This is a genomic window from Paenibacillus sp. NPDC056933 (assembly GCF_042674385.1).
Lineage (GTDB): Bacteria > Bacillota > Bacilli > Paenibacillales > Paenibacillaceae > Paenibacillus.
Window position 1 is genome coordinate 755,702 of sequence record NZ_JBHUQN010000003.1, and the last position, 19,156, is coordinate 774,857.

Annotated in this window: 11 protein-coding genes; all 11 read left to right on the top strand. The window is 43.5% G+C overall.

Features of this window, described 5'->3' with window-relative positions:
- Positions 1–141: 141 nt before the first annotated feature.
- Positions 142–2,163 carry a DUF5693 family protein gene (locus ACFTRD_RS23530; RefSeq protein ID WP_379384250.1) on the top strand — a complete coding sequence of 674 codons (2,022 nt, stop codon included), beginning with the start codon at positions 142–144 and terminating at the stop codon, positions 2,161–2,163.
- Positions 2,139–3,341 (top strand): polysaccharide pyruvyl transferase CsaB, encoded by a 1,203-nt coding sequence (gene csaB, locus ACFTRD_RS23535; RefSeq protein WP_379384252.1) that lies wholly within the window; start codon positions 2,139–2,141, stop codon positions 3,339–3,341. Before ACFTRD_RS23530 ends, csaB begins: the two co-directional genes overlap by 25 nt.
- Positions 3,342–3,347: 6 nt before the next feature.
- Positions 3,348–4,106 (top strand): WecB/TagA/CpsF family glycosyltransferase, encoded by a 759-nt coding sequence (locus ACFTRD_RS23540; protein ID WP_192271262.1) that lies wholly within the window; start codon positions 3,348–3,350, stop codon positions 4,104–4,106.
- A gap of 407 nt (positions 4,107–4,513) precedes the next feature.
- Positions 4,514–5,641 (top strand): glycosyltransferase family 4 protein, encoded by a 1,128-nt coding sequence (locus tag ACFTRD_RS23545; RefSeq protein ID WP_192271260.1) that lies wholly within the window; start codon positions 4,514–4,516, stop codon positions 5,639–5,641.
- Positions 5,642–5,803: 162 nt separating this feature from the next.
- Positions 5,804–9,688 carry an S-layer homology domain-containing protein gene (locus ACFTRD_RS23550; protein WP_379384255.1) on the top strand — a complete coding sequence of 1,295 codons (3,885 nt, stop codon included), beginning with the start codon at positions 5,804–5,806 and terminating at the stop codon, positions 9,686–9,688.
- Between the two features lie 203 nt (positions 9,689–9,891).
- Positions 9,892–10,233 carry a hypothetical protein gene (locus ACFTRD_RS23555; protein ID WP_024631636.1) on the top strand — a complete coding sequence of 114 codons (342 nt, stop codon included), beginning with the start codon at positions 9,892–9,894 and terminating at the stop codon, positions 10,231–10,233.
- 517 nt (positions 10,234–10,750) lie between these two features.
- Positions 10,751–13,753, top strand: a complete 3,003-nt coding sequence (locus ACFTRD_RS23560) for an S-layer homology domain-containing protein (RefSeq protein ID WP_379384258.1) — start codon at positions 10,751–10,753, stop codon at positions 13,751–13,753.
- A 170-nt stretch (positions 13,754–13,923) separates the two neighbouring features.
- A complete protein-coding gene (locus tag ACFTRD_RS23565; RefSeq protein WP_379384260.1) occupies positions 13,924–16,512 on the top strand; it encodes a DUF4352 domain-containing protein in 2,589 nt (862 codons plus the stop codon).
- Positions 16,513–16,587: 75 nt separating this feature from the next.
- Entirely contained in the window at positions 16,588–17,184 is a 597-nt protein-coding gene (locus tag ACFTRD_RS23570; RefSeq protein ID WP_379384262.1) for a hypothetical protein, read from the top strand.
- 148 nt (positions 17,185–17,332) lie between these two features.
- Positions 17,333–17,605 carry an alpha/beta-type small acid-soluble spore protein gene (locus ACFTRD_RS23575; protein WP_192271250.1) on the top strand — a complete coding sequence of 91 codons (273 nt, stop codon included), beginning with the start codon at positions 17,333–17,335 and terminating at the stop codon, positions 17,603–17,605.
- Between the two features lie 256 nt (positions 17,606–17,861).
- Positions 17,862–19,064 carry a methionine adenosyltransferase gene (gene metK / locus ACFTRD_RS23580; protein WP_379384264.1) on the top strand — a complete coding sequence of 401 codons (1,203 nt, stop codon included), beginning with the start codon at positions 17,862–17,864 and terminating at the stop codon, positions 19,062–19,064.
- Positions 19,065–19,156 lie beyond the last annotated feature (92 nt).

Genomic DNA, 19,156 nt, shown 5'->3' on the forward strand with positions numbered 1-19,156 from the left:
TCTCGTCGATTTGGGATGAATTGCGGATAGATGCACGTTTGTTGACACAAGCTGTTTGTATCCGGTATTTATTCACGATCTTGCAATGAAAATCATGAACTGAACGTGCATTTGGTTCCAACACTTGAGGAGGTACATGTAGTGCGTCAAAAATGGCTTTATTGGAATACCGCTTCCCGGAAGTGGCTGTGGATTGTTGTCATTATCGGTTTGATTGCTTCCATCCCCGTTATTAGTGATCGGGTGCAGACGGAATCTTCCGCCAAAAAGGTGGAGCTTGTCTTCAATTATCGGGGTCTATTGGATATTTCGGCTTATCAAGCCCATCCGCAAGACTTTATGAATGAACAACTGACTCGTTTGAAAGATGCAGGAGTGACCACCATGGCGGTGTTCGAAAGTACACTGGATGAGTTGAAGAAGTCACGCCGACTGATGGTATATAGCGGGCAGGATCTCGCGAACATGACCCAAAACGTCATTCCTGCTAACGATAATTACACGTATGTGCTGTTCACAAATGAGGAAAATGCACAAACGTATACCCCTATCATTGAACAAACGTTCGCTGATCGGGAGATTCCTGTGGTTTCATGGGAATATGAAGGTCGTAGCGGCTTAATATTGCAGACTCCACCGGAGAATGCCAACATGCAGCCTTTGCAGCCTGATCCGGTTGCCGTGAAGATGCTGCGTGATAAAGGCTTTTACATTTTGCCACGGATCTCGGACAGTGTTCCTTACAATCAGGAATCCATGGAACGCCTGCTTACCTTCTTCGAAGAGAATGGGGTAAAGCGCATCCTGTTTGATGGCGATGCTGTGAAAGGGTACAATGATAATGTAGAGATGAAGAGTCTCGATATGTTTGCCCAGTTGCTGAACAAGCACCATATTGGACTGGCGGCTATTGAGAATTTGAAGAAACCACAATCCGGTTTTGAGACTCTCTCTTACAAAATTGATTATAATGTAACTCGTCTGTACTCCTTAAGTGACGGGGATGCCAATCTGGATGTAGACACCATTGCTGACCGTTTTGTTCTGGCTACCAAAGACCGTAACATTCGTATGCTCTATATGAATGCTTCGCCAAGCCGGAATACCGCCAAAGCCATGATCACCAATCCGATTGATAATCTGATCAACAGTTTGAATGAGCCGGGTCATGCGATTGAACGAATGGGCAAACATGGCTTTGAACTGGGACAAGCTGAAGCATTCACGGTTAAGGATTCATCCATTCAGCGTTATGCCAAGCTGGTTGCCTTGATTGGTGCAATTGCAATGATTGCTCTTATGGTTTCATATTTTGTACCACTGCTGACATTGCTGGTATTTGCACTGGCTCTGGTAGGGAGTGCCGGATTATTCTTGCTCAAACCGACATTGCTGGAGCAAGGCATTGCTTTGCTGGTCGCAATCAGCGCGCCGACCATCGCGATGGTACTGGCGGTTCGGACAGTGAACTATCAGCAACAGCGTCAGCCAGACGCGCCTGCGAGTCGTCGTTTAGCGCAAACGTTATTTTTATATGTAAGAACATCGATTCTGTCGTTCCTAGCCGTGCCTTTTGTCATCGCTTTGCTGAACAGCATTACGTACAGTCTGGTGATTAACCAGTTCCGAGGCGTGAGTCTGTTACACTTTGCACCGATGGCGCTGGTGGCGATATATATTGTGTTTTACCGGGGTTCGGGTTCGTTCTCCATTAAGCAAGTCAAAGAACTGTTGCGTACACCGATTAACGTATTGATGGTTGTATTGGCACTTGTTGCTGCCGTTGTTGGATACTATTATTTGAGCCGTACAGGCAACTCGGGTTCGGTTACTCCGTTCGAGATGTTCCTGCGTACAACGCTGGAAGACACATTCGGCGTACGGCCAAGGTTTAAAGAATTTATGCTGGGACACCCGCTGTTTATTGTTGGCGTGTTCGCCGCTTTAAAATATCGTAAAGTCATCTTTGTGCTCATTATTGCAGCAATTGGACAATTGTCCATGGTGGATACGTTCGCGCATATCCATACGCCTGCTGTGTTGTCACTCATTCGTGGAGTGATGGGATTGGGACTTGGCTTAATCTTCGGTATCGTTGCTGTGGGTGTGTGGCAAGTAGCGGAAGGATGTTGGAAAAAATGGTCACCACTTCTCAAAAGTTAGTCATCTCGGGATATTACGGATTCCGCAACAGCGGAGACGAAGCAGTGCTGAAGTCGATTTTGACGGCATTGGAAGAGGAGAGCCAACGGTCGAACATCACAATTGAACCGATTGTGCTCTCCGGTGACCCGGAGTCGACCACTTCAATGTACGGAGTACGTTCAGTACATCGGATGAAGTTGAAGGACGTTCGTGAAGCGATCAAGGAAAGTGACGGATTAATCAGCGGGGGTGGAAGTCTGTTGCAGGATGCAACCGGACTGAAATCCATCCCCTACTATCTGGGTGTCATCAAACTGGCCCAATGGTTGAAGAAGCCAACATTTATCTATGCGCAGGGCATTGGGCCTGTAAATCGCAAAATTTTCAATCCGATGATTCGCTCGGTCTTCAAGGCCTGCAAATATGTATCTGTTCGGGATGAACAATCTGCGGATTATCTGCGAGGACTGGGGTTGCAGTGGAATCAGATTCATGTCGTTCCCGACCCGGTGATGGGCTTGCCTTTGCCAGAACTGAAATCTCCAGAACCATCATCTAATGCTCAGGAGATCACAGTGGGTGATCAAGCTGTTGATCTTAATGCAGGGGATGTAATTGCAGATAAAACAAGCGTTCATACGAAGCTCCCGGTTGTCGGTGTATCCGTACGTTTCTGGGAGTCAGATCGTAAAGAACTTACAGCGATTGCTGCTGGACTCAAGAAGCTCTGCTCCAAAAAAGCCGTTCACTTGCGCTTTATGCCATTTCACTTACCGATTGATGAGCAGGCTTCACGTTTTGTCATGGAAATGCTCGGTGATTTGGGTAACAAGGGTAGCGAAGTAAGTATTACCAAGGATCTCACTGATCCGCAGCTGATGCTGCAGGAAGTCAGCAATTGTGATGTCGTTATCGGCATGCGTCTGCACAGTCTGATCTATGCAACATCACAGTATGTTCCACCCGTTGGTATCTCGTATGATCCGAAGATCGATCAGTTCATGCTGCGTCTGGATAGTGAAACCGTGGGCAGTACGGATGCGCTGGATGGGGATAAACTGGCGAAGACGGTGGCTAACCTGTTGGATCAGCGTTCACAGTGGCTGAAGGAACATGAAGAAAGCATTACTGAATTGAAGCAGGAAGCCAGAGTGCCTGCACAGCAAATTATTAACTATTTAGGCCGCAAAGGGTGAATTAAAATGAATCAGACCGGACCGATACCTACCGTTTCGATCTATGGCATTCCTTTTTCCAAACTAACGATGAAAGAAACGGTGGAGGTTTTACGCGAAGCAGTGCTCACGAAGAAGCCGCACCAGGTTATCACAGCCAATCCCATCATGGTCATGGCAGCGCTGGAGAATCCGGCGATGATGAAGGTTATGCAGTCTGCGGAAATGATTGTTCCCGATGGAACAGGTGTGGTATGGGCTGCCAATTATTGTGGAGAGCCTGTGGCAGAGCGGGTGCCTGGATTTGAGCTTTTACATGAATTGCTACGTGTTGGAGAAAACTATCGGTGGGGCGTTTATCTGCTCGGCTCTACACCTGAGGTGATTCAAGAAACAGCAGTTCGGTTACAAGAGCAATATCCGGCGATTCGAATTGTGGGCTATCGTGACGGTTATTTTGGTCCGGCTGAGGATGAGCAGGTGGTTGCCTCCATTCGTGAAGCTGCACCTGATCTGCTGTTCGTTGCACGTGGGGCAGACACACAGGAACCGTGGATTCACAAGTACAAAGATGTACTTCAGGTTCCCGTAACCATGGGGGTTGGAGGCAGTTTTGATGTGATTTCGGGTAAAACCAAACGTGCACCGAAACTGTTTCAAAAGTTAAGACTGGAATGGTTTTACCGTCTGCTTCGCGAACCTAGTCGGGCTGGCCGAATGCTTGCGCTTCCGAAATTTGCTGTCAAAGTGATGCGGGACAAAGAAAACGTGACTAAAGTCCGTTAAAATTAGGCTTTTACGAGTAATATGAACGTTTTTGCTAAAAATTGAGGTTGGCATTTCACCTGTGATCAGCGTATAATTCGTTCTGGATTACATGTGTCGTGCTGCTTGAATTAAAAGGTTACACTGAGCAACTACGATAGCAAGGCAACCTTCCGATCGCTGTTATCCCCAGATTTCTTTTATTACCCTCTTATAAGGGTGAAATCCGGTGATAGCGTATGCTTTCGAAGTAGCTTTCTTTCAGAAAGCTTTCAGGCGAACGCTTCGCTTCTTTAGGCTTTCCTTGCTCTCTTCGTTATCGTGTAACAAGTATTCAAAAATAACTAACAAAACATTTTTATATATAAAAAGAGATCAGGGGATTTATAATTTCGTACAGGTATTATAATTGGGGGTCGAATGTTCATATGGTAGCGATCTTTATCATTGGATTTATCGTGTCAATGGGACTGGCTCTTGCCCTGACACCGCTTGTCAAAAAGTTCGCAGTCAAAATTGGGGCGATGGATACGCCAAATGCACGTAAAGTGCACACTCGGATTATGCCTCGTCTTGGTGGTTTAGGAATTTTCCTGGCCTTTATCATTACGGTTGCTGCACTGCTTCCTTTTGTGTCTTCTTGGTTTACAACAAGAGATATGAGCTTTGTCAGTGCCTTTCTGATCGGTGGAACGATCATTGTGCTGATTGGCGCATTGGATGATCGGTTTGAACTGTCAGCCAAAGTGAAGCTGCTCGGACAAATTGTTGCTGCTGCTGTCGTCGTGTTCGGATTCAATATCCGTGTAGACTTTGTCAATATTCCTTTTCAGGATTCCTATTCCTCACTGGAAGCTTGGGTGTCCATTCCGCTGACGATCCTCTGGATTGTTGGGGTCACGAATGCGATTAACCTGATTGATGGTCTGGATGGTCTGGCTGCCGGTGTATCCGGTATTGCCATTGGTACCATTGCCGTGATGTCCTTCCTGATGGGTAATATGATGATTGCTTTGATGTGTCTTGTGCTGCTGGGTAGTATTATCGGATTCCTGTTCTTTAACTTCCATCCGGCCAAGATCTTCATGGGAGATACGGGATCGCTATTCCTTGGGTTCTCTCTGGCGATGTTGTCCATGCTCGGATTCAAACAAATTGCGGTCGTGTCCTTCATTACACCGTTGATCATTATCGGCGTGCCGCTCTCGGATACCTTCTTCGCGATCATTCGTCGTGCGGTACAACGGAAACCGATTTTCTCACCGGATAAAGGTCACTTGCATCACTGCTTGCGTGAACTTGGATTTAGTCACCGTCAGACGGTGCTGATCATCTACGGAATTGCCGCATTCTTCGGTGTACTGGCGATTATCCAATCTTCCGCTGCGATGTTCGAAGCCAACTGGGTAACGTTCGTTGTAATCTGTATCATGATGTTCTTCCTTCAGGTCGGAGCAGAAGTCATCGGACTTGTAAGCAAAACCAGAAGACCGGTTATTAACTTCCTGATGCGCATGCGTGTGAAGCTAAACCCGGAGACTCGTTCGAAATCCTAAATAGAAACATTCGTATACTGATATTATTGAATATTCTTTCAGGCCCAAACCTTGTCCCTCGTGGACAAGGTTTTTTGTTTATTTTGCTGTTTTTACTAAATAATTGGAACCTAATGGCCGATATATAACGGTAACTGACTTAAAAAGAGGAGAGATGATTGCATGCAGCGTACGAAGAAGCCAATGATATGGCTGATGATGGTGGCACTGGTTGTATCTCTAATACCAGCAGGCCTTGCACCAGTCGCATCGGCGGCGGACAAACTGACAAGTTATTTCACCCCGGATGTTTCCGCACTGAGAAACACGGTTGATTTGACATTGACGGCTGGGGTAAATCAAATAACGAGAGATAAAGTATATAAAGTAACAGATGCACAGCAAGCAATTAGCGGCACGTATACAAAAGTAACCGGATCGACATTGGGTGCTAATATCCAATTGCTAAACTGGGATCAAAGCACGAATCGCTGGGTAGAGGACGCTACACGTGTCGCTCCAGCAGTAGTAACATTGGACCCGGACAGACCGGATAACCGTTTCAAAGCAAATGTTACTTTATACCCGGGTATGAACCGCATTACATTTACGGGTGCACAAGGACAGAATGAACGTTCCGAAACGTTCTATATCCTCTTTGACCAAGTACCTTATGTTGAGAAGCTGCAGGTGCTTGGCGGTTCAGACAATCTGGATCTCAATGAAGGAACACAAATTGTAGTGAACAAGGATGAAATTACGCTTCAAGGTAAAGCCATGAATGCCACGAAAGGAACGGTATCGGTAAATAGTGGCCAAGCTTTGTCAACACAACTTTTACAAGATGGTACATTCTTCTCACCGCAACTTAAGCTGAAACCAGGCGTGAATGATCTGAAACTGGTTATACAGAATGGTTCAGATACACTTACCTTTAATTATTCTTTGTTTTATTATGATGAAAAAAATCCGGTAGTGAAGCTCGACCTGCTTGATTCGAGTGGGAATGCGCAGAGTTTGCTTGGTGTGGAGCCTGTCTTTACAGAAGACACGGACAAGACCAAGGTACATGTGCAAATGTTGATTCCTTATGATGAAGTAAACAAAAACAAATTCAGTGAAGGCGCTGAGATCATTGTAGACAACAACACAACGAAAGAGACGCCTACCTTCACTGAAGAAGTTTTCATTCCGAGTCTGAAGGATAACACGCCTTCATACTGGCTGGTATCGTTTGATATCAATGCTGTGAATTTTAACAAGGATACTAATGGTGCAGTTTTGGTCGATCAAAATCATACATTATCCGTAACGTACGGAACGAAGACAATAAGCAAGCGGATGGACTTTCAATATATGAAGGGACAGACGGTTATTACTGACTTGAAGTATCTCAAAGGTTACAGTGGAAGTGGTACAACCAATCTTCCGACGGGCGAGCCCTTGAACGGCGCGAAAGTGGATTCTGGTGATTTTTACGTCATGGTAAATACGAATGGTAAGCCAGCTAATCCTACGACGGGATTGAAAGCAAATTATCTCCCTTTGGGAACAAGCCCAATCACGCTTCAATATGTAGCAACGGTGTCTGATACCAGCTATATCTTCAAAGTAGTTGGATTGAAGAATGGTAACCAGACAGTTCGGTTCAACTACGATGGATCTACAGCTTATAAGGATGTCACAATCTCCTATGCTTCCAAGAACTTTATTTACGTTGAGAACCTCACAGATGGTCAAACGTACAATGTAAATTCGGGAAGCGGAAATACGCTTGCTGTCAAAGGGCAGTACATTGACTTCGATGATACGATCAACAGCAGCTTTTTTGTAGCAGAAGTGTTTGCTAATGGTGTGAAAGTGAGATCAACGAATACTTCAGAAAGCTTAGATCCTGCCTGGTTGAATAAAACCACTGGAGCATTTAATCTCAATCTCAATATTTCTTTGAAAGACGGTCCTTTGGTCTTCGGGGAAAACCGTATTATCTTGACGGGAACGGGTAAAGATGAGAAAGGTCAGGCCCGTGAAATTCGAAAAGAATTACGGATTTATATTGTGGATAACAATGTATCTACCATTGCTAATTTCCAACCGGCTGTGGGGAAAGATCGTCCAAGCTTCCCCCCGAAAGAATATAGTGCCGATAACCCGCAGCTGGCACAGATCTTCAATCTGACTCCTGAGTTTACTTATAATGATAATAAGTATACGACCAGCTTGAAAAACTATGATGTGGTTCTGCGTGGTAGCGGTGCAGTCAAGATGAATCTTAATATGGGAACCAAAAATATTCTGTCGGTTGACTTGCCGGTTAACTCGGTAGACAACGCAACAGTTACATTCGCTGGTGATCGTTACACTTATGATTTTGCCGGTAATCAAAAAGACTTTATTATGCGTATTCAGGATCTCGTTGCAGATGCACCCGGTACTTATGTGTACACGCTGGAATTAATCAATGAGACCGGAGCCAAAACATCGCAAAAACTGGAAATAGTAAGAGAAGTGAGTGCATATCGCATTCTTTCTCCACAACCAACGGTGGGTAAGCAGATTGTAGTGAACAAAAACTTTGTTCATTTTGACATTGAAGCTGAGGGAGCGACAGCAGTTCTCATCGGTAAAGACCCTGCTGTGAAACGTACAGATCTGGGAAATAACCGTTTTGTATATGACTATGTAGGATTGAAGCAGGACAAAGAAAACAAGATCAAAATTACAATCACACGTGCAGGTACAAGCAATACAGATACCATTGAAATATTCTATACAAGTACTGTAGGTGTGGATGCTCAGTATATGGCTCCGAAGGTAGCAACCAAATATAACGTCTTCAATAAGGGGTTACAACTCAGTTTCCCGAAAGGGACTGTCATGCAAAGCACCAACACAAGAGGCATTACAAAGTATTATCCGGATACGAAGCTGCTGTTTGGTATCGCGGACCCGACTACGGGAATTGTGGAACGACGTAATGACTATGGTAACGTAATTGGTTTCCCTGGAACGGGTGAAAATAGTGGTGCACCGGCGTGGAGCATTCCGGATGAGTATCTGCTTAACTTTGGGTCGACGAGTGCGTCAAGCAACTTCGGTCCAGTCTCACAGATCTTCTGGATTAATGGAGGTTTGGGTGAAGCCGGGGATCTGGGTGCAGCAACGTATGCGGCTCCAACGAATGGACTTGCTCCATACTCCGTAGAAGGATTGTTTGGTAATCCTCAGACACCGGCAGAACGCAAAATTACACCATCAAAGCGGGGAAGTCTGACATTGTCGTTTGATCCTAATGTGGTAGACGAAGCTGGTTCCACGATTACAGTATATCGCTATACGTCTAATCGCCAGTGGGAAAATATTGGTGGCGAGGTCGATACCAAAGCGCATACGGTCACTGTGCCGTTTGATGAATTCGGCTATTACAAAGTAATGAAATTAAGCCGCAGTTATAATGATATAACGAATCACAATTGGGCTCGTAATATTCTGAATGGTCTCTATTCCAAAGGCTTTATGAACAACTTGCGTTTCGAGCAATTTGGTACAGATGATCAGACGACAAGAGGCGAATTTGCTACCTTGCTGGTTAAAGGCCTTAATCTGCCAATTAACTCGGATAACAATCGTACATTCGTGGATCTTGTGCCAGGTGCACGTTCTGCAACGTGGGATTATGACCGTATTGAGACAGCAGCAAGAGCGGGTATCGTAACAGGTTTGACTGACGGGGTGTTTGGACCGGATCAACCGCTGACACGTGAACAAGCGGCGGTCATGATAGCACGTGCTCTGAAGTTAAAACTGGCAAATAATGATAGCAAGCTTGATGCTTCACTCGCCAAGGCCTTTATGGATTCGGGCAGTATTGAGAAGTATGCAGGTCCATCCATTATGGCTGTATCCAAGGCGAAAATTATGGAAGGTGCCGCTGTTACGGTTCCGGGCCAGAAAAAGCCGCAGTATAACTTCAATCCGAAAGGTAACTTAACTCGGGCAGAAGCAGGCAAAATTGCTGTGGAACTGCTCAAGAAAAGCACTAAAGTATTCCCTAAAAACTTGAGCTAATTCATGTAAGATCATCTATGCATTATTGGAAGGACCTGTCCCTTGTGCGAAAGGGCAGGTCTTTTTAACTGAAAAACAACTGTTAAAGAACACTTTTATAATAGAAGAAATAAGTTTTTTACCAGTAACTATTTTTGTAATTTGCTAGAGATTAAGATACAATAACGATAAATACACAATGATCTAGAGGGTGAAGTTAGCTAATGAAACCGATTTATTCGAAGGCCCAGCTGGGCTACATGAAGGCAAAGACACAGTTCGAGAAGCAGGCAGTCATTCTGGAGAAGAAGATAGAAGATACACGTAAAACACAGGAAGTTTCCCAAGAAGTGATGGAAGGGCTCGTACAGGCAACTGGCTTCCATGATGCGTATAACAATTTGGTTCTGGCTGAGAATGACTTGATTGAATGGTCTCACACCACGATGAAGCATGAAAAGACATACCGGGAAAATAGACAACCGATTGACGACATGTATCTGAGATTGAACAGTGATCCAAATATGCGTGCTCAAATTATTGATCTTGCGATGAAAATTCGCTAAGTTATATAGCGAGAACTCGACATGAAGGCATTCCATAGGGAATGCCTTTTATTTTTTAGTTTTAGAGGAATTTGTCGCTTCATGTAGGTAATAAGTGGGTACTAATTAAACGTCCACAACGATCCAGACACAGAATAATTTCATCTACGCTGCTGTAATGCCACTGATTTAAAGGTTTTGGGCGTCTTAAATACCCGCACCGTATCAATACATAAATAAGTTCAAAACTTTTTTTGAAGAATCCGCAACTTTTTGAAATCTGCTGCGTTTAAGATGTAGAGTCAAAAACATTGGGCCTCTTACCAAGAATGACCTCGTGAAGAATCTTGTCTATTTATTAGAAAAAATTTCTTTACGGCGAGAGTAACCCATTGTATAATACGTTAGGTAGGATTAGGAAACTACTCTATTTTCGTATGGTTCTATTATTATGCTTGTTTACAAGTTTCTGTGATATGCTCACAGACATCATTTATATTAACTTGCTCAGGACTCTGGAAAGGGGGTGCAACAATATATGAGGAACACGAGCGAAACTATTAAAGAAAATTCCCATGTTATGAACGCCCAAGGAGGAGAAAAAAAGGTTATGAAGAAAATTTTATCCGTAGCATTGTCTACAGCAATGGCATTCTCGATGTTTGCATCTGTAGCATTCGGTGATACAGCAGTTTCACCACAACAACAGTTTGATGCATTGAAAGCAAAAGGTGTTTTCACTGGTTATCCAGATGGAACAGCTGGTTTGGACAAAGAGATGACTCGCGCTGAGTTCGCAAAAGTTATCACTAAATTGCTTGGTCTGAAAGAAATTACTGGTGTTTATTCTTACAAGGATAAAAACTACAATGCTAAAAACTGGGCTGCTCCTTACATTGAAGCAGTAACAGCTGCAGGCATCATGGAAGGTAAAAACGTTGAGAAGAAAATCTTCGACTTCAACGGTAAAGTAACTATCGAAGAAATGGCGAAAGTTCTGACAATCGCTTTGGATCTCGAAGTTCCAACTGAAACTAATAACTCAGCAACAGCTTGGGCTAAAGGTTATGTTCAAGCGGCAATCAACGCTGGTCTGCTTGATTCCAAATTGAACTTCCAATCCAATGCTTCCCGTCAATTGCTTGTAGGCGCTGCTTATGCAATTGATCAAGAGCAAAGCTTGAAAGTTGCTTCTTACGAAGTAACTGAAGCTGGTAAAGTTGTTACTTTCAAAATGAGCGATGGCGAGTCCGTTAAAGTGACTTTGGATAAAGCTCTGGAAGCTAACAAAGAAACTGAAGTGAAATTCACTTACAAAGAGAAAAACTTCACTGAAAAAGTTACTTATAAAACTACTGTAGCTCAAGCTGTAGCTTCCGTATCTGCTACAAACTTGAAAGAAATCACAGTTAAGTTTGATGGTACTGTAGATCCTAACTCTGCTGAAAGCACTAATAACTATGTTGTTAGCGGATTGACTTTCAAAAGCGCTACATTGTCTGATGACAAAACTACTGTAACTTTGTTGGTATCTGAAGGTAACACTTCTTTGACTAACCAAAGATCCACTAGTCTTCAAATCAACAATGTTAAAAATGCTGATGCAACCAAAACTTTCACACAAAAAGTAGAGTTTACTCCACTTGATGTTGCAGTTCCAGAAGTAAAAGAAGTTAAAGCTTTGGGAACAAAAGCTTTCAAAGTAGTTTTCAGTGAGCCAGTTAAACCTGAAACTGTAAATGCAACTTCTTTCCGTGTAGATAACAACGTGATTGCAGCTTCTGTAAAATACGTTTATCCTAACACTGCAATTGTAACTACAGATCTGACTGCTGGTGAGCACACATTGCGTGTGAGCGGCGTACAAGACTACTCTGGTCTGGCTATCGTTCCAGTAGAAAGCAAATTCACTGCAACTGAAGATACAGCTGCTCCTAAAGTTGTTGGTGTTAAATCCAACGACTTGAAAGAAGTAACTGTTGAGTTCGACGAAACAGTGAAAAGCGTTGCAAGTGCATATGCTAACACTACAGGCAACACTGCACAATCCATTGAAATTAACGACAACAAAGTTACATTGAAATTCAACAATCCGTTGAATGTATCGGAGAACACAGTTTATCTGACTGCGGTATCTGACTACAGCAATAACTCTGCTTCTGTTGATGCAAAAGTAACTCCAACTTTGGATACAGTTCGTCCAGCAGTTGTAGATACTAAGTTCAAAATGGAAAACGGAAACTATATCGCTGAAATTCAATTCAGCAAATCCTTGAAAGTAGATTCTGCAGAAAATGCAGAAAACTATGTTCTGAAAAATGCAGAAGGTAAAGTCGTAACTGATTCTGGTTTAACTTCCAAAGGTTACCCTGTAATCAAACCAGTTTATACTGATAATAATAAAACTGTTAAAGTTAATCTGGGAAGCAGCTTGAAATCTGATGCAACTTATACTTTGACTGTATCTGGTATTATTGATACTGCGTATATCGGAAACGTATTGTTGCCTTACACTGCTACGCTGAACGCTAACACTGCTCAAAACGGTAGTGTAACACGTGTATGGACTGATCTTACAGCAGAGCAACTTAATGGTACAACGCAACCTAGATATGTGTACATTCAATTCAACAAAACATTAGCTACATCAGGTGATGGAAATGCTCTGGATGCAGCTAAGTATATGGTAACTTTGAATGGCACACCTTATCAAATTGCTAAAGAGAACAATGATATTACATTGATTTCTACAAATACAGTACGTATTGCTGTAACAAGCGAGAGCATTCCTACCGTTTCTTGGAAAAATGCTAAAGTTTCTGCAAGCTACATCAAAGATTCTGAAGGTAAATACTTCAACTCTTCGAACTATTCCGTTGGAAACAATGTGAACAATTCCCAAGTTGAAGCTGCTACTGATGATGTGTATGCTACAAGCCGTAACGAAGTTAAGGTTAAATTTAACACAGCATTGTCCAACGTTAATTTGAGTGACTTTGATTTGAATGGCGTTCGTCCAACAAGCTACACACTGGCTGATTCTAACAAAACCGTTATCTTGAAATTTGCAGAAAATACTATCGCAAACGATGTTAAAGGTGTTAAATTGTCTGCAACTAACCCAAGCACTCAAGACAGCTTCGGTAACAAACTTGCTGCATTTACTAATGCAGAAGTGAAAGATGGTATTACACCAACTGTTACTTTGAAAGATATCGTTAAAGATGGTGCTACTGTTACAGTAACTGTTTATGCATCTGAGGATATTAAGGCAGATCTTGTCAACTACAAACAAGACTACATTAATGGACTCTTCAGCATTGATGCAGGTACTGGTGTGACAATTAAAGATGTTGTTGCTCTTGTCGGAACTGATAAGAGAACTATCACTATTACAGCAAATGTAACTGCTGGTGACACAACTGGTAAAGTTACAACTGTGAAATTTGATGGTGCTAAAAACAAAGCAGCAAAAGCTATTACGGATGAAAGTACTAATGCATTGGATGAGTTTTCTTTCGGGAAACAACTGACTAATTAATATCTTTTTTCTGAAGCAGCCTTGCATCTTTATAGATGCAAGGCTGCTTTTTTGTTATGTTCTTATTCAAGAAATATTAAATATCATTAAAAGTTACCTCTTTGAAACTTCCTGCTCCTAAAAAACGTCTATAATATAGCATAATGGAAATCTATGTATGGAGGTTTCAAGTGAAGAATAAATTGACGAAAGTTATTATTACTGGTGCTTTATTGGGGATTACGCAAAGTGTATGGGGCGGCTACGTGACCACTGTGGATGCTGCTGTGGCTTCAAAATCTTCAAGTACGGAGCAAACGAAGAAAATGGTTGTAAAAACTTTGACTAATGTCCCAGCCGTTAAGCTATCAAACAAAAGCAGTGTTAGAATCACCGATGTTAATGTATTGACACAAGATGAAGGAAAACTGATTACCTATACCCTAACGTATACTAACAATGATAAGAAAAGCTTGCAGCTGGTTGATTACTGGACAAAGGTGCGCAGCAAGGGAGGAACAACCTATAATTCCAAATTGCTGGCTCAGGATGCAGAGAAAAAAAGTGTCGCCGGGGGCTCTACACTCTCGGTTACATATGTGACTACCGTAGGTAAAAACGTGCAGTTAAGCAATCTTAATTTTGAAATTGTAAAATGGGACTTCAGCAAACCGAACTATGAAAGTATTCTGGGGAAAATCAATATTCCAGCAGCGTATACGGTGGCTACTCCTGTAAATACACCTAAAAAGGTGCGAATTAATGATATCCCGGTAAAGGTCAAGGTTCAAAGTCTTCAGACATTTTCTGCATCAGACAAATCTAATTATGTAAGTGTGAAAATTAATTTGCATAATGTGGGATTTAAAGGCTTGGAGAACCCCGGTGTGAAATGGGTTCTTATCACAAAAGGTGGAAGCAGCTACCCGCTTACCCTGAATGCTAACGATGCAACGTATAGCTTACAGCCTCAAGAGTCCAAGAGCATCAATTATATAACGACTGTTCCCAAGAAGGTGAAGCTGGACGGGGCTGAGCTTATCATGGTGCAAGAAAATGAAGCAGAGAAATCAGTCATTCCGCTGGCCACCATGCAAATGCCAAAATCAACTTCATTGCAGAATACAGAAATTAAGGCAGGAAAGTCCCATACGATCACGCTTGAGGATAACAAAGGAAAGATGGTTACAAGTGTAGGAGAGGTCAGTGTTAGTCAGACCCACGGCAATAACTATTATACTGTCAACTTTAAAATTAAAAATACGGGTTCACGGGAAGTTACTGTTCCTAAGTATGAATTCTCGGTTCAAAACAAAAAAGGAAAAGATTTCCCGTTAGCTACTAAGGCACTGGATAGTCTCAAATTAAAGCCGGATGAAGAACGTTTAATACGTTTGACATTTAGTTTGCCTTACGATGAAGCCGAAGGAACAATGAAATTGGTTATGAACACGCCAAAGGCTGAGGGCGCTGAGGGCACGGTGGACAAAGAAATTAAGTTTTCGTATCCGGCAGGGATTTATGTTTTGCCTAAAGCAAACTCGATGCAACAATCTATTGGAACGGAGAGTACTCTGCAACTACAGAATGGAACATTGGGTGTGACGTGGAACTCGATTCAACGCTTGCCTTGGGAGAACTCGGATGTCTTGTCAGCAAGGGTGACTTTGCGTAATATTTCCACTAATACACTTAAGCTTCCTGATCTAAAAGGAATGTTGTCCATTGACTCGGCGGATATTTCGGATACGAAATTAATGATTAGCCAAAATTCAGCCTTACTTGGGCCTGGAAATTCGGTGGATATTCACTTGTTGACTTCTCTTCCTAGTGACCTGGGCGTGGCTCAACTGCAAGTAGCGTTATCTGAGGTTGTGGGCGAGAATTCATCTGAGTTGATTCGTCTTACTCACATTGGAGAACTTCCAGCATTACCACAAGTGGAGTTGGGAACTAATTATGTATTAAATAAGCCTGGAAAGAGATCTGAAATCAAAGTAAAAAGAACTCTCGTTTATCCGGGAACATCTTCCGACATCGTATATACCGAGCTACAGGTGAAAAATGTGGAAAATCGCCAAATTGATCTGGCCCAATTAACGGGATATTACGAATCCAAAAACGGGCAGTACTACAAAACGACCGTTAAACAAATTGATTATCCCGCAGGTCCTGGAAACTCGGCTTTGGTGACCATGTGGTCCAAAATCCCGAGAAATACGGTTGTATCAGATATGAGGCTGTTAATCGGCGAAACTGTGGGAGGAGAAAGCACAGGCAAAGAAGGAGCAGTGGCTGCTGGTACGGGATATGTGGATGCAGCTTCCTATGAACTCAAACCTGATCAAGAGTCTACATTGACAACAATTAAAAATGTGGATATTTATCCTTTTACCATTCAAACGAGAGACTTCAAAGCATCTCTTAGCGGTGGCTCTACGGTCAACCTCGCATGGAATTACGACGCCTCCCGGAATAATGAGTTGAATTTGCCAGAGAATGGTCATAAGCTTATTGTACAAATTATTGAGCCTACGGGAAAAGTGTTTGATAAAGAAATTGTTTTGGACAAAGATCTTAAAGAAGGTAATAATCAATTCTTAAATTGGACGATCCAAGATGTAGTATTTGATGATCGCCGCAGTGGGGCTTATACCATCGCCATTTATGATGAATTCCAGGGACAACGGATCAAGCTTGCTACACAAGCGATGGGATTTGTGCCTGCGGTTGGGAATCTACCGGATGATGGAAATAGTCCCTCACCGGAGTCGTTGTAGAATCTTTCTATTAAAGATATGATAGACCAAGAGAATAAATATCTTTGGATAGTCTGATAGAAAGGAAGGTATTACATGAAACCTTATATGAAAATCTCAATGGCAGCGCTGGCAATCGGTGTTGGCGTATGGGTTGGGTCCGTATACAGCAACACCGCGATAGGTGCGGGTACAAGCCAGCCAGGAACAGCGGATGATCCGGTAGTAACGAAGAGTTATGTAGACCAGCAAATTCAACAAGCTTTGGGTGGTAAAATTCCCACAGGAAGTGGTAACACGAATAGTGGAGGCAACAACAATGCAGGGGCGGGTAATACATCAGGGAACAACAACGGCTCTACAGGAACAGGAAGCACAGGTGGTGATACAACACTTCCACCAGTAGTATCTGGTGCGACAGATGCTGTTGAGATCGTAACGGTGAAGCCGGGTCAGCAGCTGATCGGTAAGTCTGGCGCGGAGTTCATCGTGCGCAGCGGCAAAGCTGTGATCGTCAGTGAAGGTACGAATGGGGTAGCTGATCTGACGGACGGGATTGACCTGACGAATGGGCAGGCGGCGCCGACCAATCACCTGCTTTCTTTTCCACGAGATGGACGGGGTATAACGGTGTTGGATGGTAACAAGTACAGCCTGACAGTGATGGTGCGTGGTGGATATTCTCTGAAATAGAATGTGCATCTGTCCAAGAAATTATTCGGTTGTCATTCATTTTATTTGCGCAGATTAACCAGTTCTAACAAACATTAATACGGCTAGCCAGCCTTGTTCCTGCTCACTCTATAACTGTAGACAACCAATAATCGGAGGTGCAGGAATCATGGCTAGAAGCAACCGCAAAGTGGTGCCGGAAAGTCGTCAAATGCTGGATCAGATGAAGTATGAAATTGCTGCCGAATTTGGGCTGAATGTGGGATATGGTGGCAGAGGCCTTGCTGGTGCAGATACCGAATTTGGTTCTGAACTGGGAGCTGTGAGTGATCACTCCTATGGCCATTATAAAGGCTGGGGCCACCTGACTTCCCGTGAGAATGGATCGGTTGGTGGAGAGATTACGAAAAGGCTGATTCGTCAGGCAGAGCAGCACTTATAGGGTATTTTCCTTATTCCAATTCGTTTGACACGTCTTGACAAATACGTTAAGATGGCAGTTGAGGTACGCAACCTTTTCCACTAGGGAAAGGTTGATTTTTTGTTGAGGCCATTACCTGAAAAATCCTTATCTTCGTAACTGCGGACCCGCGTCCTTATTCCGCCCGGAAAGCTTTCGAGGGTACAGTGAACGAATCACCGTAAATGTTTTGTTCGGGCAATCGCCATACTACTGGTTATGGGAGGTTGAAACTTCAATGTCTATTAAAGGCCGGCATCTATTCACATCGGAGTCTGTAACTGAAGGACATCCGGATAAAATTTGCGACCAGATCTCGGACGCCGTGTTGGACGCGTTCCTGGCGAATGATCCAAACGCTCGTGTAGCGTGCGAAGTTTCCGTTGCTACAGGCCTTGTGCTTGTCATCGGTGAGATTAGTTCAGCGTCTGAATACGTGGACATTCCGTCCATTGTTCGTAATACGGTTAAGGAAATCGGGTACACACGTGCCAAATACGGTTTCGACTATAATACTTGTGCAGTCCTGACTTCTCTGAACGAGCAGTCTGCTGACATCGCACAAGGCGTGAACGCAGCTCTGGAGAACCGCGACCCGGAACAAATGGCTCGCGAAACAGAGAACATTGGTGCTGGTGACCAAGGTCTGATGTTTGGTTTTGCAACCAACGAAACACCTGAACTCATGCCTTTGCCAATTGCACTATCCCACCGTATCGCTCGCCGTTTGGCTGAAGTGCGCAAAAACGGTACATTGGAATATCTCCGTCCGGATGGTAAAACACAAGTAACGATTGAATACGATGGGGACAAACCGGTTCGTGTCGATACGATTGTAGTTTCCACTCAGCATGCTGAAGAGACTACGTTGGAGCAAATTCAAAAAGACATCAAAGAATATGTAATCTTGCCTGTTGTTCCAGCTGAATTGCTGGACGAGCAGACTAAATATTTCATCAACCCGACAGGACGTTTCGTTATTGGCGGACCTCAAGGAGATGCAGGCCTGACTGGACGTAAAATCATCGTGGATACTTACGGCGGTTATGCACGTCACGGCGGTGGCGCGTTCTCCGGTAAAGATCCGACAAAAGTAGACCGTTCCGCAGCTTATGCGGCTCGTTATGTAGCGAAAAACCTCGTTGCTGCTGGTCTTGCAGACAAAGTGGAAATCCAGCTCGCTTACGCGATTGGTGTAGCCAACCCCGTATCGATCAACGTGGATACATACGGCACAGGCAAAGTCAGCGAAGAGAAATTGGTTGAACTTGTACGTAACAACTTCGATCTTCGTCCGGCTGGCATCATCCGCATGCTGGATCTGCGTCGTCCAATCTACAAACAAACGGCAGCTTACGGTCACTTTGGCCGTACAGATCTGGATGTACCTTGGGAACAAGTGGACAAAGCAGACGTTTTGAAAGAGCAAGCGGGTCTGTAAGTAAGTTTAAGATACGAATAGATTCAAGCCCTTGGTTCCGATAAGGAATCAGGGGCTTTTTTACATACATAAGTAATTGGGTTGAGAGAATC

What these genes read in the sequence shown, in the direction of transcription:
- csaB (WP_379384252.1), top strand. Translation starts at nt 2,139, where the DNA reads ATGGTCACCACTTCTCAAAAGTTAGTCATCTCGGGATATTACGGATTC.
- ACFTRD_RS23540 (WP_192271262.1), top strand. Translation starts at nt 3,348, where the DNA reads ATGAATCAGACCGGACCGATACCTACCGTTTCGATCTATGGCATTCCT.
- ACFTRD_RS23545 (WP_192271260.1), top strand. Translation starts at nt 4,514, where the DNA reads ATGGTAGCGATCTTTATCATTGGATTTATCGTGTCAATGGGACTGGCT.
- ACFTRD_RS23550 (WP_379384255.1), top strand. Translation starts at nt 5,804, where the DNA reads ATGCAGCGTACGAAGAAGCCAATGATATGGCTGATGATGGTGGCACTG.
- ACFTRD_RS23555 (WP_024631636.1), top strand. Translation starts at nt 9,892, where the DNA reads ATGAAACCGATTTATTCGAAGGCCCAGCTGGGCTACATGAAGGCAAAG.
- ACFTRD_RS23560 (WP_379384258.1), top strand. Translation starts at nt 10,751, where the DNA reads ATGAGGAACACGAGCGAAACTATTAAAGAAAATTCCCATGTTATGAAC.
- ACFTRD_RS23570 (WP_379384262.1), top strand. Translation starts at nt 16,588, where the DNA reads ATGAAACCTTATATGAAAATCTCAATGGCAGCGCTGGCAATCGGTGTT.
- ACFTRD_RS23575 (WP_192271250.1), top strand. Translation starts at nt 17,333, where the DNA reads ATGGCTAGAAGCAACCGCAAAGTGGTGCCGGAAAGTCGTCAAATGCTG.
- metK (WP_379384264.1), top strand. Translation starts at nt 17,862, where the DNA reads ATGTCTATTAAAGGCCGGCATCTATTCACATCGGAGTCTGTAACTGAA.